This is a genomic window from Streptomyces sp. T39 (genome assembly GCF_008042045.1).
Taxonomy (GTDB): Bacteria; Actinomycetota; Actinomycetes; order Streptomycetales; family Streptomycetaceae; genus Streptomyces.
Genome location: NZ_RDBP01000012.1, coordinates 813,700 through 829,804, shown reverse-complemented (window position 1 = coordinate 829,804; position 16,105 = coordinate 813,700). Strand labels below are relative to the sequence as shown.

At 73.1% G+C, this 16,105-nt stretch carries 10 protein-coding genes; 6 read left to right on the top strand and 4 right to left on the bottom strand.

Going from position 1 to position 16,105, the window contains the following annotated elements; translation table 11 throughout:
* Window positions 1–76 precede the first annotated feature (76 nt).
* From EAO77_RS04535 to EAO77_RS04525, 3 genes are all read right to left on the bottom strand, one after another.
* Window positions 77–1,663, bottom strand: a complete 1,587-nt coding sequence (locus EAO77_RS04535) for a cation acetate symporter (protein ID WP_187283241.1) — start codon at window positions 1,661–1,663, stop codon at window positions 77–79.
* 26 nt (window positions 1,664–1,689) lie between these two features.
* Complete coding sequence (locus EAO77_RS04530) at window positions 1,690–2,268, bottom strand: DUF485 domain-containing protein (RefSeq protein ID WP_147986822.1); 579 nt, start codon at window positions 2,266–2,268, stop codon at window positions 1,690–1,692.
* Between the two features lie 335 nt (window positions 2,269–2,603).
* Window positions 2,604–4,121, bottom strand: a complete 1,518-nt coding sequence (locus EAO77_RS04525) for an MFS transporter (protein ID WP_147986821.1) — start codon at window positions 4,119–4,121, stop codon at window positions 2,604–2,606.
* 348 nt (window positions 4,122–4,469) lie between these two features.
* Here EAO77_RS04525 and EAO77_RS04520 point away from each other — a divergent pair, with 348 nt between their 5' ends.
* The 5 genes from EAO77_RS04520 (at window position 4,470) to EAO77_RS04500 (ending at window position 13,424) form a co-directional block, all read left to right on the top strand.
* Complete coding sequence (locus EAO77_RS04520) at window positions 4,470–5,297, top strand: ABC transporter ATP-binding protein (protein ID WP_410088514.1); 828 nt, start codon at window positions 4,470–4,472, stop codon at window positions 5,295–5,297.
* A complete protein-coding gene (locus tag EAO77_RS04515; protein ID WP_147986819.1) occupies window positions 5,294–7,864 on the top strand; it encodes an ABC transporter permease in 2,571 nt (856 codons plus the stop codon). The genes EAO77_RS04520 and EAO77_RS04515 overlap by 4 nt, the downstream gene beginning before the upstream one ends.
* 325 nt (window positions 7,865–8,189) lie before the next feature.
* Complete coding sequence (gene mfd / locus EAO77_RS04510; RefSeq protein ID WP_147986818.1) at window positions 8,190–11,720, top strand: transcription-repair coupling factor; 3,531 nt, start codon at window positions 8,190–8,192, stop codon at window positions 11,718–11,720.
* A 64-nt stretch (window positions 11,721–11,784) separates the two neighbouring features.
* The gene (locus tag EAO77_RS04505; RefSeq protein WP_147986817.1) at window positions 11,785–12,558 is read left to right on the top strand and encodes an HNH endonuclease family protein; all 774 of its coding nucleotides are present in this window, start codon (window positions 11,785–11,787) and stop codon (window positions 12,556–12,558) included.
* Window positions 12,559–12,671: 113 nt separating this feature from the next.
* Window positions 12,672–13,424, top strand: coding sequence for an N-acetyltransferase (locus EAO77_RS04500; protein WP_147986816.1), 753 nt, complete (start codon window positions 12,672–12,674; stop codon window positions 13,422–13,424).
* A 181-nt stretch (window positions 13,425–13,605) separates the two neighbouring features.
* Here EAO77_RS04500 and EAO77_RS04495 read toward each other — a convergent pair whose 3' ends face one another.
* A complete protein-coding gene (locus EAO77_RS04495) occupies window positions 13,606–14,448 on the bottom strand; it encodes a DUF4190 domain-containing protein (RefSeq protein ID WP_147986815.1) in 843 nt (280 codons plus the stop codon).
* Window positions 14,449–14,653: 205 nt separating this feature from the next.
* Here EAO77_RS04495 and EAO77_RS04490 point away from each other — a divergent pair.
* On the top strand, window positions 14,654–16,105 hold a 1,452-nt coding region (locus EAO77_RS04490; RefSeq protein WP_261993795.1), incomplete at its 3' end, for an SAM-dependent methyltransferase.

The window sequence follows — 16,105 nt, the reverse complement described above, 5'->3', positions numbered from 1 at the left end:
CCGACGGGGCACCGCGTCGACGGGGGCGCCCCGCGGGAGAGAGGTCTCCCGCGGGGCGCCCCCGTGCGTGCCGCTGTCAGACCGTCCGGTCGGCCGCGGGCGCGCCCGCCAGGAGGACGGGCTCGACCTCCTCGTACCGCAGGCGCTCCGTCCCGGCGCCGCCGCGGCGTTCGGAGACCACGGTGCCGAGCCAGCCGGCCGCGAAGCCGAGGGGGACGGAGACGAGCCCGGTCGTGGTGAACGGGAACCAGTTGAAGTCCGCGTCGGGGAAGACGGCCTGCGGCGAGCCGGAGACCAGGTCGGTGCCGGTCATCAGCGTCAGGGCGGAGACGGTGCCCACGATCAGGGTGCACAGCAGTCCGGTGCGCGAGTAGCGGCGCCAGAACAGGCTGTAGACCAGTGCCGGGGCGACCGCGGACGCGCCGACGCAGAACGACAGCATCAGCAGGGCCTGGAGGTTGAGGTGCCGGGCCCCGGCCGCGACGGCGAGGGCGATCAGCCCGACGCCCGCGGCCGCGCCCCGCGCGACGGCCATCTCCGTGGTGTGGCTGGGCCGCACCCTGCGCAGGCCGTGGGCGACGAGGTCGTGGGCGAGGCTGTTGGCGCAGGCCAGCGTGATGCCGGCGACGGAGGCGAGCAGGGTGAGGAACACCGCGGTGGCCACGCCCGTGAAGAGCAGCGAGCCGAGCGGGCCCGGGTCCTGGCCGAGGAGGGCCTGGGTGACCATCAGGAAGGCGCTCTTGCCCTGCGGGTCGGCGGCGACGAGCCCCTGGTGCCCGACCACTGCGGCCGCGCCGAAGCCGATGACGGCGAGCAGCAGGCAGGTCACGACGACGGTCGACACCGCCCACGACATGGAGCGGCGCACGGCCCGGGCGCTGCGGGCGGTGAACATGCGCATCGTGATGTGGGGGAGGACCGCGGCGCCGAGCACGACCGTCAGCTGGGCGCTGATCATGTCGGTCTGGTCGCCGCCGAACTGGAGTCCGGCCGTCAGGTAGGCCTCCCCGGCGCCGCTGCCCCGCTCGGCGGCCGCCAGCAGGCCGCCGAGGCTGAAGTCGAAGCGCTCCAGCACGAGGACCGCGACGGCGGTGGAGGCGCCGAGCAGCACCACGGTCTTGACGATCTGGATGAACGCGGTGCCCTTCATCCCGCCGATGGCCGCGTACGCGATCATCAGCAGGCCGAGGAAGACGATCGACCCCGTCTTGAACCCGTCGGCGTGGAAGCCGAGGACGACGGCGAGCAGGTCGCCCGCGCCGGCGAGCTGGAAGACGACCAGCGGCAGCAGTGCCGTGAGCGTGACGGCGGCCGAGGTGATGCGCACGGCCGGTCCCGGCGTGCGCCGGGTGAGGACGTCGCCCATCGTGAACCGGCCCGCGTTCCGCAGCGGTTCGGCGAGCAGGAACATCATCAGGACGAGGGAGAGCACGGTGCTCAGCGCGAGCGAGAGCCCGTCGTAGCCGAGCAGCGCGATGATGCCGATGGTGCCGAGCACGGTGCCCGCGGAGATGTAGTCGCCCGCGATGGCGAGTCCGCTCTGCACGGGGGAGAGCGAGCGGTAGCCGGTGTAGAACTCGCCGAGGTCGTCGCGGTCGGGGCCGGTCATCACGCAGAGCAGGAGCGTGACGGTGATGACGGCGATGAACGCGATCAGCGACATGGTCTGGGCGTCGGAGCCGAAGCCGTTCACGCGCGCGCACCTCCCGCGGAGGGACGCCGGCCGCGGGGGCCGGCGGCCGGGACGGCCTCGGCCCGCTCCCGGACGGCAGTGGCGAGCGGGTCGACGCGACGGCGCGCGATGCGCTCGTAGACGGCGATGGCGGCGAGCGCGACGGGCAGCTGGATCAGGCCGAGGAGCACCCCGGTGGTCAGTCCGCCGCTGATCCGGCCCGTCATCAGGTCCGGGGCCCAGCCGGAGAGGAAGAGGTAGAGCACGAAGTAGCCGAGCGCGGTGAGGGTGGCGACGCGCCGCAGGCGGCGGTAGGCGGATCCGAGCCGGCGGATCTCCTGACGCCCGTCCGCTGCGGAGGCCGTTGCTTCGGGGTCCTGCCGGCCCGCTCCGTCGTCCCATCCCCGTGTCGGGTCGTCGTCGAAGGGGGGCCGGGCCTGGCCGGGCTGCTGTCCGTACGGGTCCTGGTACGGGCCGGATCCGGGCTGCTGTCCGTACGGGTCCCGGTACGGGCCGGATCCGGGCTGGCGGTGCCGGCCGTCGGGCCGCGGCCGCGGGGGAGGGGGCGGTTCGGGGAACGCGTGGTGGTACGACATCGTGCTGCTCCTTGCCGCCCATCGGGGGACGGGGCGGGTGGCGCTGGTGGTCCGCGTACGTTACTCACCGGTAGCGGATGTCGTAAGGGGTTACCGACCGTACGGTATGTCGGTTCGGTGACGATCCTGTGCGGGAGCGTGCCCACCGGGGTGCCGAGGAGGCCGGCACGGGGTGCGCCGGGCGCCCGGATCATGTGGGGTCGTGCCGGGCCGTTCGCCCCGGAGCCGGAGCGGAGTGGCGCCGGAAGCCCGGACCGGGCCGGGGCCCGGGCGGGTCGCACGGAAGCCCGGGCCGGGTCGCCCGGAGGCCGCGGGGCGCCGGCCGGCCCCGGGCGTCAGTCCTCGTCCGTGCGGACCGGGAAGCGCTTCGGCGCCACGAACACCAGCACCAGCAGCGCGAGGCCGGCCGCCACGGCAGCGCCCGTGTAGACGTGGTCCACGGCGGCGTCCACCGCGCGGCGCAGGGTGTCGGCGGCGGACGACTCGGCGGGCCGGTCCAGCGCGCGGGCGACCGAGTCGAGGTCGCCGCCGCCGAGGCGGGAGACCAGGACCGCGTTGGCGACCGCGCCGAACAGGGCCGCGCCCAGCGACTGGCCGACCTGGCGGCAGAAGAGCACCGACGCCGTCGTCGTGCCGCGCTCGGACCAGCCGACCGTCGACTGCACGCCCACGATCAGCGGCAGCTGGAACAGCCCGAGCGCCGCGCCGAGCAGCAGCATCAGCAGCGCGGGCTGCCAGGCCGCGCCCGGGTACGGCAGCAGGGGGAAGGCCGCCAGGATCAGCATGGCGAGCCCGATCCCGATGATCGCCGTCCACCGGAAGCCGATGCGGGTGTAGACGTGGTTGGACAGCGCGGCGCTGACCGGCCAGCTCAGCGTCATGACCGACAGCACGAACCCGGCGGCGATCGGCCCGAGGCCGAGCACCGACTGGGCGTACGTCGGCAGGAAGACGGTCGGCGCCACCATCAGGAGCCCCAGCGCGCCCAGCGCCAGATTGACCGCCGCGATGGTGCGGCGGCGCCACACCCAGCCGGGGATGACCGGCTCGGCGGCGCGGCGTTCGACGACCACGGTGGCGGCGATCAGGACGGCGCTGCCCCCGAGCAGCGCCAGCGAGGGGGCCGAGAGCCAGGGCCAGGCGATCCCGCCCTGGACGAGCGCGGCCAGCAGCAGGGCGGTGGCGGAGAAGACGAGCAGCGCGCCGGGCCAGTCCACCGTGGGGCGGACGGCCGGTTCGGGACGGGCCGGCTCCGTGAAGTACCTGAGGACCAGCCAGAGCGCCACCGCGCCGACCGGCAGGTTGATCAGGAAGATCCACCGCCAGTCCGCGTACGCCGCGAGCAGCCCGCCGACCGCCGGGCCCGCGACCGCCGACGTCGCCCACACCGTGGACAGCCGGGCCTGGATGCGGGGACGTTCCTTCAGCGGGTAGAGGTCGGCGGCGATCGTCTGGACCGTGCCCTGGAGCGCCCCGCCGCCCAGCCCCTGGACGACGCGGAAGGCGATGAGCGAGGCCATGTTCCAGGCGAAGGCGCACAGGAGCGAGCCGACGAGGAACAGCACGATGCCGACGACGAGCACGGGCTTGCGCCCGTAGGTGTCCGACAGCTTGCCGTAGACGGGCAGTGTGACGGTGACGGCCAGCAGGTAGCCCGAGAACAGCCAGGAGAAGACCGCGAAGCCGCCCAGGTCGCCGACGATCTGCGGCACGGCGGTCGACACCACGGTCCCGTCGAGAGCCGCCAGCGCCATACCGAGCATCAGCGCGGCGACCACCGGACGCCGCCGGTCGGGGGTCGCCGGGACCGCCGCGGTGTCGGACACGCCGTGCGTGCGGCCGGTGCTTCCCATGACGCCCCCCGGATCATTTCCCGATGCATCTATTTCCGGGGGACACCTTCTCACCCGAGGCTCACGCTGCGGGAGGGTGCACCCTCGGCGTAGCGGCCCTCCCCCCACAGGCGGACGGCCCCTAGGGGCAACTCCTCATCCGTGACCAGGGTCGGTTCGTCCCGGCGGACGACGAGAAGGGGACCGTGCCGTCCTTACCTTGTTCTTACGGCCCGGCGCCGGGCCGCGCACCACCACCGGGGTGGGGAAAACCCCCGCACCAAGACTGCGCCGCGCACCAGCGCGCTCGGCGCCCCCGGCCGGAAGACTCGACGTGTGACCGCGGCGGCGCCCTCGCCCCCGCATCCGATGGACCGTCAGCTCAATCCCACAACGAGGAGACCTACCGTGACTACGGCTGTGACCACCCCCGCACAGGGGGAAACCGGAGGGCGCCAGGCCGTGGCCGCACGGGGGCGGCAGGTCGTGAAGGCCTACGGCTCCGGCGAGACCCGGGTCGTCGCGCTCGACCACGTCGACGTGGACATCCAGCGCGGCCGGTTCACCGCGATCATGGGGCCCTCCGGCTCCGGCAAGTCGACGCTGATGCACTGCCTGGCCGGCCTCGACACCGTCACCTCGGGCCAGATCTTCGTCGACGAGACGGAGATCACCGGCCTGAAGGACAAGAAGCTCACCCAGCTGCGCCGCGACCGCATCGGCTTCATCTTCCAGGCGTTCAACCTGCTGCCGACGCTCAACGCCCTGGAGAACATCACGCTCCCCATGGACATCGCCGGACGCAAGCCCGACGCGGCCTGGCTCAACCGGGTCGTGGAGACCGTCGGCCTCGTGGACCGGCTGAAGCACCGGCCCACGCAGCTCTCCGGCGGCCAGCAGCAGCGTGTCGCCGTCGCCCGCGCCCTCGCCGCCCGGCCGGAGATCATCTTCGGCGACGAGCCCACCGGCAACCTGGACTCCCGCGCCGGCGCCGAGGTGCTCGGCTTCCTGCGCCGCTCGGTCGACGAGCTGGGCCAGACCATCGTCATGGTCACCCACGACCCCGTCGCCGCCTCCTACGCGGACCGGGTGCTCTACCTGGCCGACGGCCGCATCGTCGACGAGATGCTCCGGCCGACCGCCGAGGCCGTCCTCGACCGCATGAAGGACTTCGACGCCCGGGGGCGTACGTCATGACCGTGCTCAAGTCCTCCCTGCGCAACTTCTTCGCGCACAAGGGCCGGATGGCGCTGTCGGCGGTGGCCGTGCTGCTGTCCGTCGCCTTCGTCTCCGGCACGCTGGTGTTCACCGACACGATGAACACCACCTTCGACAAGCTCTTCGCCACCTCGTCCGCCGACGTCACCGTCAGCCCCGAGGGCACCGAGCCCGACGACATGCCGGCGAACGGCAAGCCCGAGACCCTGCCCGCCTCCCTGGTCGACGAGGTCGCCGCGGTCGACGGGGTGGAGTCCGCCGAGGGCGCCGTCGTCAGCATGAGCGTCACCGTCGTGAACTCCGAGAACAAGAACATGGGGTCGACGACCGGCGCACCGACGATCGCCTCCAACTGGACCGCCAACGACCTCAAGTCGATGGAGATCACCTCCGGGAACGCGCCCCGCGGCCCCACCGAGGTGATGGTCGACGCCGACACCGCCGACAAGCACGGTCTGACGATCGGTGACGAACTGCGCACCATCGCCGTCACCGGCGACCTGACCGCCAGGATCTCCGGCATCGCCGCCTTCAAGGTCACCAACCCGGGCGCGGCCGTCGTCTACTTCGACACCGCCACGGCCCAGCGCGAACTCCTCGGTGAGGAGGGCGTGTTCACCCAGATCTTCGTGGCCGCCGACGCCGGTCTCGGCGACGACGCCGTCAAGCGGAACCTCGCCGCCGCCCTGGAGCAGCCCTACCAGCTCCAGACCGCGAAGGAGGCCGCGGACGCCGGCCGCGAGGAGGTCGGCTCCTTCCTCGACGTGATGAAGTACGCCATGCTCGGCTTCGCCGGGATCGCCTTCCTCGTCGGCATCTTCCTCATCGTCAACACCTTCTCCATGCTGGTCGCCCAGCGCACCCGGGAGATCGGTCTGATGCGCGCCATCGGGTCGAGCCGCCGCCAGGTCAACCGCTCCGTGCTCATCGAGGCGCTGCTGCTCGGCCTGGTCGGATCCGTCGCCGGTGTCGCCGCCGGCGTGGGACTGGCCGTCGGGCTGATGGAGATGATGTCCGCGGTCGGCATGAACCTCTCCACCGACGACCTGACCGTCAGGTGGACGACCCCGGTGGTCGGCCTGGTGCTCGGCGTCGTCGTCACCGTCCTCGCCGCGTACGTCCCGGCCCGCCGCGCGGGCAAGGTGTCGCCCATGGCGGCCCTGCGCGACTCCGGCATGCCGGCCGACGGCAGGGCCGGACGGGTCCGCGGCGGCATCGGCCTGGTCCTCACCGCCGCCGGCGCGGCCGCGCTGTTCGCCGCAACCCGGGCGGACAAGGCGAGCGAGGGGTCGATGTTCCTCGGTCTCGGTGTGGTGCTCTCCCTGATCGGCTTCGTCGTGGTCGGCCCGCTGCTGGCCGGCGTCGTGGTCCGCGCCATCAGCGCCGTGGTCCTGCGCATGTTCGGCCCGGTCGGCCGGATGGCCGAGCGCAACGCGCTCCGCAACCCGCGGCGCACCGGGGCGACCGGTGCCGCCCTGATGATCGGGCTCGCCCTGGTGGCCTGCCTGTCCGTGGTCGGCTCCTCGATGGTCGCCTCGGCGACCGAGGAACTCGACAAGTCGGTGGGCGCGGACTTCATCGTGCAGTCCACCACCACGGGGCCGATCGTGCCCCAGGCCCAGCGGGCACTGGAGCGCTCGCCGGGCCTCGACCACGTCACCGAGTACAAGGGCGTCGACGCGAGGATCACCGCGCCCGACGGGGTCACCGAGGACGAGCAGTTGGTGGCCGCCGACCCGACGTACGCCGAGGACCTGCGCCGCGACACGGTCGCCGGCGAGCTCGCCGCCGCCTACGGCAAGGACGCGATGTCCGTCGGCGACGGCTACGCCGAGCGGCACGGGGTGAAGGTCGGCGACACGATCGAGGTCGCCTTCGCCGGCGGACGCACGGCCGGGCTGAAGGTCGCCGCCATCACCTCGGACGACGTCAGCATCGACAAGGGCGCGATGTACATGAACATCACGACCGCCGCCCGCTACCTCCCTGCCGACAAGATGCCGCAGAACATGATCATGTTCGCCAAGGCCGTCGAGGGCCAGGAGGAGGAGGCGTACGCCGCGCTCAAGAAGTCGCTCGGCGACTACCCCCAGTACACGGTGCAGAACCAGACCGACTTCAAGCAGGACCTGAGGGACCAGATCGGGCAGCTGCTGAACATCGTCTACGGCCTGCTGGCGCTCGCGATCATCGTCGCCGTCCTCGGTGTGGTGAACACCCTCGCCCTGTCCGTCGTCGAGCGGACCAGGGAGATCGGCCTCATGCGGGCCATCGGCCTCTCCCGCCGCCAGCTGCGCCGCATGATCCGGCTGGAATCGGTCGTGATCGCCCTCTTCGGCGCCCTGCTCGGCCTCGGGCTGGGCATGGGCTGGGGCACCTCGGCCCAGAAGCTGCTGGCCCTGGAGGGCCTGGGCGTCCTGGACATCCCCTGGCCGACGATCCTCACGGTCTTCGTCGGATCGGCCTTCGTCGGACTGTTCGCGGCCCTGGTCCCGGCCTTCCGTGCCGGCCGGATGAACGTCCTCGCCGCGATCGCCACGGACTGACCGCACGGCCGCCGGCGGCGGACCCGGTACGGGGGTCCGGCCCCGCCGCCGGCGCGCACGGCCCCGGGTGTCCTCCACGGACGCCCGGGGCCGTGCGCGCTCGTGCCGTGCGCCCGTGCCCCTTTCCGCGTGCTGTGGCCCCGTGGCCCCGCCCGCCGCACGGCACCCCGTCCGAGCGGCGGGCGGGGTGCCGTGCGGCGCGGCCGGGACGGGACCGGGGCGCGGGTGTCACAGGGCCGTCGTACGCTGGAGACCCCCGGCCCGTGCGACGTGTCGGGTCCTTCGCGTTGCCCACCCCCCAGCTGCTCCCGGATGGATGCCCCTCATGAGCCTGCACGGTCTTCTCGACGCCGTCGTGCGCGATCCGGCGCTCGCCGAAGCGGTCAAGGCGGCCGCGGACGGCCACCGCGGTCACATCGACCTGGTGGGCCCGCCCGCCTCCCGGCCGTTCGCCGTCGCCGCCCTCGCCCGTGACACGGGCCGCACCGTGCTGGCCGTCACCGCCACCGGCCGGGAGGCGGAGGACCTGGCCGCCGCGCTCCGGTCGCTGCTGCCCGGCGAGGGCGTGGTCGAGTACCCGTCCTGGGAGACCCTGCCCCACGAGCGGCTCTCCCCCCGCTCCGACACCGTCGGACGGCGGCTCGCCGTGCTGCGCCGGCTCGCCCACCCCTCGGCCGACGACCCGGCCGCCGGCCCCGTGAGCGTGGTCGTCGCCCCCGTGCGGTCCGTGCTCCAGCCCCAGGTCAAGGGGCTCGGCGACCTGGAGCCGGTGGCGCTGCGCACCGGGCAGCAGGCGGACCTGGAGGAGATCGTGGCGGGCCTCGCGGCCGCGGCGTACTCCCGGGTCGAACTGGTGGAGAAGCGCGGCGAGTTCGCCGTGCGCGGCGGCATCCTCGACGTCTTCCCGCCCACCGAGGAGCACCCGCTGCGCGTGGAGTTCTGGGGCGACGACGTCGAGGAGATCCGCTACTTCAAGGTCGCCGACCAGCGCTCCCTGGAGGTCGCCGAGCACGGCCTGTGGGCCCCGCCGTGCCGGGAGCTGCTGCTCACCGGCACCGTGCGGGAGCGGGCGGCGCAGCTCGCCGAGGCCCACCCCGAGCTCGGCGAACTGCTGGGGAAGATCGCCGAGGGCATCGCGGTCGAGGGCATGGAGTCCCTCGCGCCCGTGCTCGTCGACGACATGGAGCTGCTGCTCGACGTGCTGCCCGAGGGCGCCATGGCGGTCGTCTGCGACCCGGAGCGGGTACGGACCAGGGCCGCCGACCTCGTCGCCACCAGCCAGGAGTTCCTCCAGGCGTCCTGGGCGGCGACGGCGGGCGGCGGCGAGGCCCCCATCGACGTCGGCGCCGCCTCCCTGTGGGGGATCGCCGACGTGCGCGACCGGGCGCGCGAGCTCGGCATGATGTGGTGGTCCGTCTCGCCCTTCGCCGCGGACGAGGAACTGTCCGACGAGACGGTGAAGCTCGGCATGCACGCCCCCGAGTCGTACCGCGGGGACACGGCGCGGGCGCTCGCCGACACCAAGGGCTGGCTGGCCGACGGCTGGCGCACCGTCTTCGTCACCGAGGCCCACGGCCCCGCGTCGCGCACCGTCGAGGTGCTCGGCGGCGAGGGCATCGCCGCCCGCCTGGACGCCGACCTCACCGACATCACCCCGTCCGTCGTCCATGTGGCCTGCGGCTCGATCGACCACGGCTTCGTCGACCCGGCGCTGCGGCTGGCGGTGCTCACCGAGACCGACCTGTCGGGCCAGAAGGCCGCCGGCAAGGACGGGCAGCGGATGCCGACCCGGCGCCGCAAGACGATCGACCCGCTGACGCTGGAGGCCGGCGACTACATCGTCCACGAGCAGCACGGCGTCGGCCGCTACATCGAGATGGTCCAGCGGACCGTGCAGGGCGCGACCCGCGAGTACCTGCTCGTCGAGTACGCGCCGGCCAAGCGCGGCCAGCCCGGCGACCGCCTCTACATCCCGACCGACCAGCTCGAACAGGTCACCAAGTACGTGGGCGGCGAGGCGCCCACGCTGCACCGCCTCGGCGGCGCGGACTGGACGAAGACCAAGGCGCGGGCGAAGAAGGCCGTCAAGGAGATCGCGGCCGACCTCATCAAGCTCTACTCGGCCCGGATGGCCGCCCCCGGCCACGCCTTCGGCCCCGACACCCCCTGGCAGCGCGAGCTGGAGGACGCCTTCCCGTACGCGGAGACGCCCGACCAGCTGTCCACCATCGCCGAGGTCAAGGAGGACATGGAGAAGACGGTCCCGATGGACCGGCTGATCTGCGGCGACGTGGGCTACGGCAAGACCGAGATCGCGGTCCGCGCCGCGTTCAAGGCGGTCCAGGACGGCAAGCAGGTCGCCGTCCTCGTCCCCACCACGCTGCTGGTGCAGCAGCACTTCGGCACCTTCTCCGAGCGGTACTCGCAGTTCCCCGTCGTCACCCGGGCACTGTCGCGCTTCCAGTCGGACAGCGAGGCCAAGGCGACCCTGGAGGGCCTGCGGGACGGCTCCGTCGACATCGTCATCGGCACCCACCGGCTCTTCTCGTCGGAGACGAAGTTCAAGGACCTGGGCCTGGTCGTCGTCGACGAGGAACAGCGGTTCGGCGTCGAGCACAAGGAGCAGCTGAAGAAGCTCCGCGCCAACGTCGACGTGCTCACCATGTCGGCCACCCCGATCCCGCGCACCCTGGAGATGGCGGTCACCGGCATCCGCGAGATGTCCACGATCACCACCCCGCCGGAGGAGCGCCATCCGGTGCTCACCTTCGTCGGCCCGTACGAGGAGCGGCAGATCGGCGCGGCCGTGCGCCGTGAACTGCTGCGCGAGGGACAGGTCTTCTACATCCACAACCGGGTGGAGTCGATCGACCGCGCGGCCGCGAGGCTGCGGGACATCGTCCCCGAGGCGCGGATCGCCACGGCGCACGGCCAGATGTCGGAGTCGGCGCTGGAGCAGGTGGTGGTCGACTTCTGGGAGAAGAAGTTCGACGTGCTGGTGTCGACGACGATCGTCGAGTCCGGCATCGACATCTCCAACGCCAACACCCTCATCGTGGAGCGCGGCGACAACTTCGGCCTCTCGCAGCTGCACCAGCTGCGCGGCCGCGTCGGCCGCGGCCGCGAGCGGGGCTACGCCTACTTCCTCTACCCGCCGGAGAAGCCGCTGACCGAGACCGCGCACGAGCGGCTCGCCACCATCGCGCAGCACACCGAGATGGGCGCCGGCATGTACGTCGCCATGAAGGACCTGGAGATCCGCGGCGCGGGCAATCTGCTGGGCGGCGAGCAGTCCGGCCACATCGCGGGCGTCGGCTTCGACCTGTACGTCCGCATGGTCGGCGAGGCCGTCGCCGACTACCGGGCGTCGCTGGAGGGCGGTGTGGAGGAGGAGCCGCCGCTGGAGGTGAAGATCGAGCTCCCGGTCGACGCGCACGTCCCGCACGACTACGCCCCCGGCGAGCGGCTGCGGCTCCAGGCGTACCGGGCGATCGCGTCCGCCACCACGGAGGACGACATCACGGCGGTCCGCGAGGAGCTGACCGACCGCTACGGCAAGCTGCCGGAGCCCGTCGAGAACCTGCTCCTGGTCGCCGGGCTGCGGATGCTGGCCCGTGCCTGCGGGGTCGGCGAGATCGTGCTCCAGGGCCCCAACATCCGCTTCGCGCCCGTGGAACTGCGCGAATCGCAGGAGCTGCGGCTGAAGCGGCTCTACCCGCGCACGGTCGTCAAGCCGGCCGTCCACCAGATCCTGGTGCCCCGGCCGACCGCCGGGAAGATCGGCGGCAAGCCGGTCGTGGGCCGTGAACTGCTGTCCTGGACGGGCGAGTTCCTGACCACGGTGCTCGGCTCCTGAGGAAGGTCCCCCGCCGGGTTCCCCGCCGCCCCCGTGGCCGGCGGGGGCCCGGTACCGTACGCCCGTGAACCGACATGCGACGCCCTGGGCCGTGCTGACGGCCGCCGCCCTGCTCGCCGGCTGCGACGTCACGGGCGTCGGCGGGCCCGGCGGGGACTCGGCGCCCCCGGCCCGGGGCGGTTCCTCGTCGGCCGTGAGTCCCCTGGTGAACCCGGAGGGCACCGGCCGGGGACTCGCCGCGGTGACCGCCGAGGAGGAGCGGGCGAAGGCGCGCGTCCTCGTCGAGCGCCTCACGGTCAAGGGCCGCGGTCCGCGCACCGGTTACGAGCGCGACGCCTTCGGACACGCCTGGCTGGACACCGCGGACGGGGTCGCCCTGGCCAGGAACGGCTGCGACACCCGCAACGATCTGCTGAAACTCCACGGGCGGGACGTGGAGTTCCGCGCCGGGTCCGACTGCGTGGTCGTCTCGATGGATCTGCACGACCCGTACACCGGCAAGGACATCGCCTGGAAGAAGGCGAAGGCCGCCGAGGTGCAGATAGACCATGTCGTCCCGCTGTCGTACGCCTGGCAGCTCGGCGCCGCCCGCTGGGACGACGCCAAGCGGCGGCGGCTGGCGAACGACCCGCTGAACCTGCTGCCGGTCCAGGGCCGCGCCAACTCGGCCAAGCGGGATTCCGGCCCCGCCTCCTGGCTGCCGCCCGAGAAGGGGGTGCGGTGCGCCTACGCGGTGCGCTTCGCCCAGGTGGCCCTCAAGTACGAGCTGCCGGTGACGGCCCCGGACAAGCGGACGATGCTGGCGCAGTGCGGCGGACAGGCCGCCGTCACCCGGTGAGGCAGCGGGAGCCGTGGCCGGAGCCGGAGCCGGACGTACGGGGGCCGGTGCCGGGCGGTGCCGGCGGGGAAAACCATTGCCGGGCCCGGTGGGAGGGCGGCTAGCCTGCGGCGATGGAATCGGATCTCACCATCACCACCCTCGCCGAGCGCCCCGGACTGGGGGACGCCATGTGGAGGATGCTCGACACCTGGGACGAGTTCGTCGTCCAGGACCCGGTCGGCTGGGCCAACATCGGACGGATCGTCGCCGAACTCCCCGAGTACGTGCTCGTGGCCACCGAGCCCGGCGGCGAGGTCGTGGCCAGGGCGTTCAGCGTCCCGCTGGCGCTGGACGCCGACGGGCGGCGGGAACTGCCGGACCGCGGCTGGGACCAGGTGATGCTCTGGGCCTTCTCCGACCTGCGGCACGGCCGCAAGCCGGACACCGTCAGCGCCATCGAGATCACGGTGGCGACCGACCGCCAGGGCCGGGGCATATCCGGGCGGATGCTGGCCGCGCTGCGGGACAACGCGGCGCGGCTCGGGTTCCGTGAGGTCGTCGCCCCGGTGCGGCCGAGCGCGAAGAGCGCCGAGCCGCACACGTCGATCCACGAGTACGCCCACCGCACCCGGGAGGCGGACGGGCTGCCGCACGACCCCTGGCTGCGGGTCCATGTCCGCGCGGGGGGCGTGGTGGAGAAGGTGGCGCCGGCGTCGATGACCGTGAGCGGGTCGACCGAGGAGTGGCGGCGCTGGACGGGCCTGCCCTTCGAGGAGAGCGGCGAGACCGTGGTGCCGGGCGCCCTGGTGCCGGTGCACGTCGAGGCCGAGCGGGGATACGCGGTGTACGTGGAGCCCAACGTATGGGTGCGCCACCGCCTGTGACGGCCGGGGTGCGCGTTCCCCGGTGAACACGCGTGCAGGCCGTCCGGTGTGGACGGCCTGCACACTCCCCCCCCGGGGGGCGGGGCGGGGCCCCGCGTGGGACGCCCGCCGCGTGCGGCGGTGTCCTGGGCGGCTGGTGCGCGAAGCACCGGACCGTGGGGATCCGTGGGATCCCCTCGGATCAGAGCTTGAGCTCCCACTGGGTGGCGTCGTGCGAGATGCCGGGGGAGACCTCGACGGTCAGGGTCTTCGCGGCGGCCGGGGCGTCGAAGGCGTACGTCACGGTGACCTTCTTGCCGGGGGCGATGTTGCCGTCGAAGCCGCTGCCGACCTTGTCGTCGAAGATCTGCTCGGCCTCGACACCGTCCTCGCCGGCGCGGGCGTCGGCGGTCACCAGCGTGGAGTCGAACTTCTCCTTGCCGGCGTTCTCGATGACGACCGTGACCTGGTACGCCTTGTTGCCCTTGGTGTGGCCGATGGCGAACTCGCTGGGCGTGTAGGCCTTCGGCTCGGAGACCGTCACGGTCAGCTTGTCGTCGTAGATCACCGAGTCGCCGCCGGCGAGGATCTCGCCCTCCGCGATCGGCTCCTCGCCGTTGTCCGCGGCCGCGTCGGTCGCGGTGTCGGCGGGCTCCTGGTTCTTGGCCTCCTCCGTGGCCACGCTCTCCACGGACTTGTTGATCTCGTCCACGGCCTTGTCGACGGCGAGGACGGTCACGACGCCCATCGCGATGCCCGCGGCGATGGCGAGGCCGCCGAGGATGGTGCCGGCGAGCGCGATGCCCTTGTTGGTGGCCTGGGCGCGCTTGGCGCGGCCGAGCCCCACGAGACCGAAGATCAGGGCGAGCAGGCCCAGGATGCCGCCGAGCCAGAAGAGCAGCGGGATCACGGCGACGACGAGGCCGATGATGCCGAGCACCAGACCGGCGGTGCCGAGGCCGTTGCGCGGCTGGGCCTGGGGCGGGAAGCCGTCCGGGCCGCCGGGGTAGGGCGCTCCGAACTGCGACTGCGTGGGCTGAGACATGGGTGTTCCCCCCGAGTGGAGTGTGTAAAGCCTGCGTGAAGATCCGTGCTTCGCAGGGTCAATAACAGCAGAGCTTGTGAACCGAGTCAACACGAGAACTCGGTTTACAGTGGTGGGAGGTTGTGAAGCGGGGTGTCCGCGTAGTCGCTAGGATCGCCGTTACAGCAGCGTGACCAACTGATCGGGCCAGCCGAGGGGGATCCGGGTGCAGGAGAACGCGGCGGAGGTGACCGCCGCCCAGATCGCCAGACTCGCCGGTGTGGGGCGGGCGGCGGTGAGCAACTGGCGTCGCAGACACGCCGATTTCCCCAAACCCGTGGGCGGCACGGAGACGAGCCCCTCCTTCGCGCTCACCGACATCGAGCGGTGGCTGCGCGAGCAGGGCAAACTCGCCGAGGTCCCGCTGCGCGAACGGGTCTGGCAGCAGTTCGCGGCCCATCCGGGCGGCGGTGTCACCACCCTCGTCCACGCGGGCGGTGTCCTGCTCCTCGTCCACGACAGGCCGGCCGCCTGGCTGGAGGCGGCCGCCGTCTCCGACGCCCGACTCGCCGAGGTGCTGCCCGCCGCGCTCGACGAGGTGCTCACCGCGCGGTTCGGCGCGCGGCGCGTCGTCGGCGTCCCGAGCGCCTCGGAACTGGCCGACTCGGTACCGCTGCTGCGGGGAGTCGCCGAACTCGCCGCGGAGATCGGGGCCCGTCAGGCGTTCGAGTTCCTGCTGGGCCGTCAACTCGACGCCAATCCACGGCAGTACACCCTGACGCCACCGGGTCTCGCCGACCTGATGGCCGCCCTCGTCCCGGACGGTGGCACCGTGCTCGACCCGGCCGCCGGCACCGGTGCGCTGCTGCGCGCCGTCCGCCGCCCCGCCCGGCTCCTCGCCCAGGACACCGACCCCGGCCTCGCGGCGCTCGCCGCCCTGCGGCTCGCCCTGCACACCGGCGCCGCGGTACGCACCGAGGCCGGCGACGCCCTGCGGTCGGACGCGTACGGCGACCTCGCCGCGGACGCGGTGCTGTGCCACCCGCCGTTCAACGAGCGCAACTGGGGCCACGACGAACTCGCCTACGACCCCCGCTGGGAGTACGGGTTCCCGGCCCGCACCGAGTCGGAGCTCGCCTGGGTCCAGCACGCCCTCGCCCGTCTGCGGCCCGGCGGCACGGCCGTGCTGCTGATGCCGCCCGCCGCCGCGTCCCGCCGCTCCGGCCGCCGCATCAGGGCCGGACTGCTGCGCCGTGGCGCGCTGCGTGCCGTCGTCGCCCTCCCGGCCGGCGCCGCGCCGCCGTACGGCATCCCGCTGCACCTGTGGGTGCTGCGCAGACCCACCGTCACCGACCGGCCCGCCTCCGGACTGCTCGTCGTCGACACCGCGGCCGGCCCCGCCGGTGCCGAACCGGCCGCCCCGGGCCGTGACCGCGTCGACTGGCAGGCGCTGCGCACCGCCGTGCTGGACGCCTGGCAGCCCTTCGACCGCGACGGAACGGTCGAGGAGAGCCCGGGGATCAGCCGCGCCGTCCCCGTCGTCGAACTCCTCGACGACGACGTGGACCTCGCCCCCGCCCGCCATCTGCCGMCGCCCGCCGCCGGCGGAGCCGACGAACTCGGCCGCGTCCGGGAGCGGCTCACCCGCACCCTCGGCCGCACCGCCGACCTCACCCCC

Coding starts and splice junctions, on each gene's coding strand:
- EAO77_RS04535 (WP_187283241.1), bottom strand. CDS start 1,663: ATGTCGCTGATCGCGTTCATCGCCGTCATCACCGTCACGCTCCTGCTC.
- EAO77_RS04530 (WP_147986822.1), bottom strand. CDS start 2,268: ATGTCGTACCACCACGCGTTCCCCGAACCGCCCCCTCCCCCGCGGCCG.
- EAO77_RS04525 (WP_147986821.1), bottom strand. CDS start 4,121: ATGGGAAGCACCGGCCGCACGCACGGCGTGTCCGACACCGCGGCGGTC.
- EAO77_RS04520 (WP_410088514.1), top strand. CDS start 4,470: ATGGACCGTCAGCTCAATCCCACAACGAGGAGACCTACCGTGACTACG.
- EAO77_RS04515 (WP_147986819.1), top strand. CDS start 5,294: ATGACCGTGCTCAAGTCCTCCCTGCGCAACTTCTTCGCGCACAAGGGC.
- mfd (WP_147986818.1), top strand. CDS start 8,190: ATGAGCCTGCACGGTCTTCTCGACGCCGTCGTGCGCGATCCGGCGCTC.
- EAO77_RS04500 (WP_147986816.1), top strand. CDS start 12,672: ATGGAATCGGATCTCACCATCACCACCCTCGCCGAGCGCCCCGGACTG.
- EAO77_RS04495 (WP_147986815.1), bottom strand. CDS start 14,448: ATGTCTCAGCCCACGCAGTCGCAGTTCGGAGCGCCCTACCCCGGCGGC.